This window comes from Actinophytocola sp. (assembly GCF_035712165.1).
In the GTDB taxonomy this organism is placed as follows: Bacteria; Actinomycetota; Actinomycetes; order Mycobacteriales; family Pseudonocardiaceae; genus DASYTH01.
Genome location: NZ_DASTBH010000251.1, coordinates 1 through 4516, shown reverse-complemented (window position 1 = coordinate 4516; position 4516 = coordinate 1). Strand labels below are relative to the sequence as shown.

Here is a 4516-nt window from a genome sequence, read left to right as displayed (position 1 = left end):
AAGCCGGGCGTGTTGGAGTTGGACTTCATCCACCATGACCCGCTGGCGCGGCGTGTGCCGGTTCCGGCGCTGGCCGAGGATCCGGCGGCGGTGGACCTGCGGCGGGTGGTGATCGGGCGGACCGAGACCGGCAAACCGTGGCGACTCCAGCTGGTGGGTACCCATGTGCTGACGGTGGGCGTGTCCGGAGCCGGCAAAGGGTCGTTGCTGTGGTCGGTCGCGTGGGCGCTGGCTCCGGCGATCCGGGCCGGGCTGGTGAAGCTGGTCGGGATTGACCCGAAGGGCGGGATGGAGCTCGGCGCCGCACCGGAGGTGTTCGACCGGGTGGTGTTCGACAACGGGGCGTTGGCGGTGTCCCAGCTCGAATGGTTGGCCCAGGAAGTGAAGCGGCGGGCGGAGTCGTATCGGGGTCGGCGGCGGGTGTGGACTCCGGAGACCGGCGATCCGTTCATCCTGCTCGTGATCGACGAGCTGGCCGACCTGATCGCCTACCAACCCGACAAGACCCTGCGCGAGCGGGCGACCCGGGCGATCCAGACGATCACGTCGCAGGGCCGGGCGCCCGGGGTGTGCGTGCTCGGCCTGCTCCAAGATCCGCGCAAGGAGATCATCTCCTTCCGGCACCTGTTCTCCACCCGGGTAGCGATGCGGCTGGACGAGCCGGCGCAGGTGGACATGGTGCTCGGCGACGGAGTCCGGCAGCGCGGCGCCAACGCGCACGAGATCTCCGAGAACACACCAGGGGTGGCGTGGGTCAAGGAGGACGGCCGGCGCGAACCGGTGCGGGCCCGCGCGTTCCACGTGACTGATGACGACCTGGCGCAGCTCGTCGCCTACCTGATGGGACGGGTGACCCTACCGGCGCGAGCGGCGGAAGTGGTGGCGTTGCCCGTCGCGGGTGGGGACTCGGATGGCGGTGCGGCGGCATGAACACGCACACCACTCTGATCCGGCTGTTGGGCGCGATCCGGGATCACCTGGCGGTGGCCGAGCCAGCCGGGGAGATCGTCAGCATCCAGGCCGAGATCAGCTACCTGGACGGCGACTCGATCACTGTGCACTTGCGCGGGGGAACCCTGGCGGAGCTGGCCGGTGATCTGCTCGGCTGGGCCTACACCTTGGGCCTGCCGACGGTCACGGTGTGGCGGGTGCCGGACGGCGGCCGGGTGCACCTCACGGTCTGCGGGCGGTTGGTCGACGAGGCGGTCGAGATCTACGGCGGCGTCACGTATGACCCGGACGTCTTCGGGGTCGATCTGCAACCCGGTGGGCAACACGGGGTCGCGCTCGGCGTCCTGCGCAGCTGGGCCGGGCTGGGGGTGGCGGCATGACGACGCCCACTCTGCCGGCGGATGTGGCCGGGCAGACCCGCGCGGAACGGATGCGTCAGCCCCTCGCGCTGGATGTGATCACCGCGACGGCGGAGCAGCACGGGGTGTGCGTGCGGCCGTTCACCATGGAGGTCGGCGACCGCGACACCGGGGAACTCCGGTATGTCGGGGTGCCCTGCGGGTCCACTGTGGAGAGCCAGTGTGGGCCGTGTGCGCGGAAGGCGCGGGCGCTGCGGATGGCGCAGTGTCGGGAGGGTTGGCACCTGAACGCAGAGCCGGACTTCAGCCCGGAGCCGCCCACTGGTGAGCAGACGGCGCTGGTGGAGTTCCGGGCGGATCTGGTGGCGGCCTACCGGCTGGCCGTGGCCGAGGAGCGGGCCGGAGACGCGGACGAGCTCCGCGAGGAGATCCGCTCCGTGGATGAGGAGCTGCGGGCGCTCGGGATGCGGGGCCGGCTGCCCAGTCCGGATGGGCCGGGAGAGCGGGTGCCGAATCGGTCGACCAGGCGGCGGCAGGACGCGCCGAACCTGCCTCGGCGGAAAGTAGAGAACCGGACGCTGGGGCGGGAGTTCGCCGGGCGGTTCCGGCCGTCGATGTTCATCACGCTGACCTGTGACAGCTACGGGCGGGTGCGCGATGACGGGACACCGGTGGATCCGGGGACCTATGACTACCGGCGGGCGGCGCGGGATGCGGTGCACTTCGCCTCCCTGGTGGACCGGTGGTGGCAGAACCTGCGCCGTTGCGTCGGGTGGGAGGTGCAGTACTTCGCCACCGTCGAGCCGCAGAAGCGGGTGGCGCCGCATCTGCACGCGGCGTTGCGCGGGTCGATCCCGCATGAGGTGTTGCGGCAGGTGACCGCGGCGACCTACCTGCAGGTGTGGTGGCCCAACCATGACGAGCTGGTCTACGGCGAGGGCCGGCTACCGGTGTGGGACGGGGAGCACTTCGTGGACCCGGACACCCGGGCGCCGCTCACCGCGTGGGACGAAGCCGTGGACCAGGTGGAGGAGCCGGCGCACGTCGCCACCTTCGGAGTCCAGGTGCACTCCAAGGGCATCCTCGGCGACACCGACCAGGCCGGGCGGCACATCGGCTACCTGACCAAATACCTCACCAAGACCGTCGGGGAAGTGGTCGAGGCCGGCACCGATCGGCAACGGCAGCATCATGACCGGCTGCACGAAGAGCTGTCGGTTACGCCGTGCTCGGCGCGCTGTGCGGTGTGGCTGCTCTACGGGATTCAGCCGGTCGGCGCGAACAGCAAGACCACGCCGGGGCCCTGCAAGAGCCGAGCACACCGGCGGACCACCCTCGGCCTGCCCGGCCGGCGGGTGCTGGTGTCGCGCAAGTGGTCCGGCAAGACCCTGGCCGATCATCGGGCGGACCGGAAGGCCTTCGTGCTGCAAGCCCTGGCGGCGCTCGGCATCGAGAAGCCGGAACCGGACCGGACCCGGCTGGTGTGGTTCAAGGTCCAGCCCGGCGATCCGAACGTGCCACCCCGGGCGCACCTGGTCATGCACGCCATAGCGGAGCGGATCCGATGGCGGGCCGAGTACGACGCGGCACTGCTGGCCGCACAAGCTCCCGATGTTTCAGCAACTCAGCCCAACGCGGCCTGACCTGGGGAGGAAGAGATGGGGAGCAAGTATCTGACCGTCGAGGAAGCCGCCGAGTACCTGAACACCTCGGTGCGGTTCGTGCGGCGCCTGATCGAGGAGCGGCGGATCGCCTTTCACAAGGTGGGGCGGCATGTGCGGCTGTGCCTCTCTGATCTGGAGGCGTTCGCGGCGGCTGGCCGGGTGGAACCTCGGAGGGCTGCGTGATGGGCGGCCGGCGTGAGTGGGGAAGAGTTCGGCAACTGCCCTCGGGCAGATGGCAGGCGCGGTACCCGGGCCCGGATGGGCTGCTCCGGCCGGCGCCGAAGACGTTCGAGACCAAGCGGGCGGCCGCGTCCTGGCTGGCAGACCAGCAGGCCGAGATCAACCGGGATGAATGGATCGACCCGGACGCGGGGAAGGTGACGCTCGCGGAGTACGGGTCGAGCTGGATCCGAGAGAGGCCGCTGGCGGAGACCACGCGGGAGCGGTACGAGTTCGCGTTCCGCCTGCACGTTGTCCCCTACCTGGGTGACCTGGCGGTGAGTGATGTCAAGGACGCGCGGGTGCGGGCCTGGCGGCAGCAGCTCGTCGACAAGGAGGTCGGGCAGGCGACCAGAGCGAAGGCCTACCGAGTGCTGCGGGCGATCCTCAACACGGCGGTGGATGATCAGCTGATCCGGCGGAACCCGTGCCGGATCCCGAAGGCCGGCGATGACGGGTCGACGGAGCGGAAGACCCTCACGGTGGACGAGGTGTTCAGGGTCGCCGAGGCGATCAAGCCGCGGTACCGGACGCTGGTGCTGCTCGGGGCGTTCACGAGCCTGCGGTTCGGGGAGCTCGCGGCGCTGACCCGGGCGGACCTGGACATGACCACCGGGGACGTGTCGGTGAGCCGGTCACAGGCTGAGCTGCGGGGCGGCCGGCGGTTGATCAAGGCGCCGAAGAGTGCGGCCGGGGTCCGGGTGGTGTCGATACCGAAGGTGATCAGGCCGGAGGTGATGGCTCACCTGGAGGAATACGTCGGGGCCGGCCCGGATGCGGTGGTGTTCGTGGGGCCGAAGGGTGGTCAGCTGCGGCGGCACAACTTCCGGAACGTGTGGCTGGCCGCGCTGGTGAAGGGCGGGATCACGAAGACGGACGTGCACTTCCATGACCTGCGGCATACCGGCAACGACCTGGCGGCGAGGGCCGGCGCGTCGACCAGGGAGCTGATGTCGCGGATGGGTCACTCGTCGATGCGGGCGGCGTTGATCTACCAGCACGCATCGCGGGAGCGGGACCAGGCGATCGGGGAGGCGATCAGCCGCAACGTCGTCATGGCCCGGCGGGCGAAGGGCAAGGGGCACGCGAGGGGCACGGCGGGTGAAGCGGCTAGTTGAGGTGATCGGCCCAGGCGGTGAGGCTACCCTGCTGACCTGGGGTTTCACGTGGAACGAGGCGGGTGGAGACGAGGGGAATCGAACCCCTAACCCCTGCCTTGCAAAAGCGAGACAGGCAGCGGCGTTAGCTGGCCGAACCCGTGCTGGCCTGCTGACCGAGGTGTCAGGTGGTAGTTGGTGAAGTCGGTCAGTTGTCATCAGTCAT

At 69.9% G+C, this 4516-nt stretch carries 5 protein-coding genes; all 5 read left to right on the top strand.

From position 1 onward, the window contains the following. Positions 1-930 (top strand): type IV secretory system conjugative DNA transfer family protein (locus tag VFO68_RS14365; protein WP_325158765.1); only part of this gene is annotated, 930 nt, incomplete at its 5' end. Continuing rightward, positions 927-1331: a hypothetical protein gene (locus tag VFO68_RS14360; protein WP_325158764.1), complete on the top strand. Its 405-nt coding sequence runs from the start codon at positions 927-929 to the stop codon at positions 1329-1331. The genes VFO68_RS14365 and VFO68_RS14360, both read left to right, overlap by 4 nt. Beyond that, on the top strand, positions 1328-2953 hold the full coding sequence (locus tag VFO68_RS14355; protein WP_325158763.1) for a replication initiator: 1626 nt from the start codon (positions 1328-1330) through the stop codon (positions 2951-2953). The genes VFO68_RS14360 and VFO68_RS14355 overlap by 4 nt, the downstream gene beginning before the upstream one ends. A 15-nt stretch (positions 2954-2968) precedes the next feature. Further along, positions 2969-3157: a helix-turn-helix domain-containing protein gene (locus VFO68_RS14350; protein ID WP_325158762.1), complete on the top strand. Its 189-nt coding sequence runs from the start codon at positions 2969-2971 to the stop codon at positions 3155-3157. Continuing rightward, a complete protein-coding gene (locus VFO68_RS14345) occupies positions 3157-4311 on the top strand; it encodes a tyrosine-type recombinase/integrase (protein WP_325158761.1) in 1155 nt (384 codons plus the stop codon). The genes VFO68_RS14350 and VFO68_RS14345 overlap by 1 nt, the downstream gene beginning before the upstream one ends. Positions 4312-4516 lie beyond the last annotated feature (205 nt).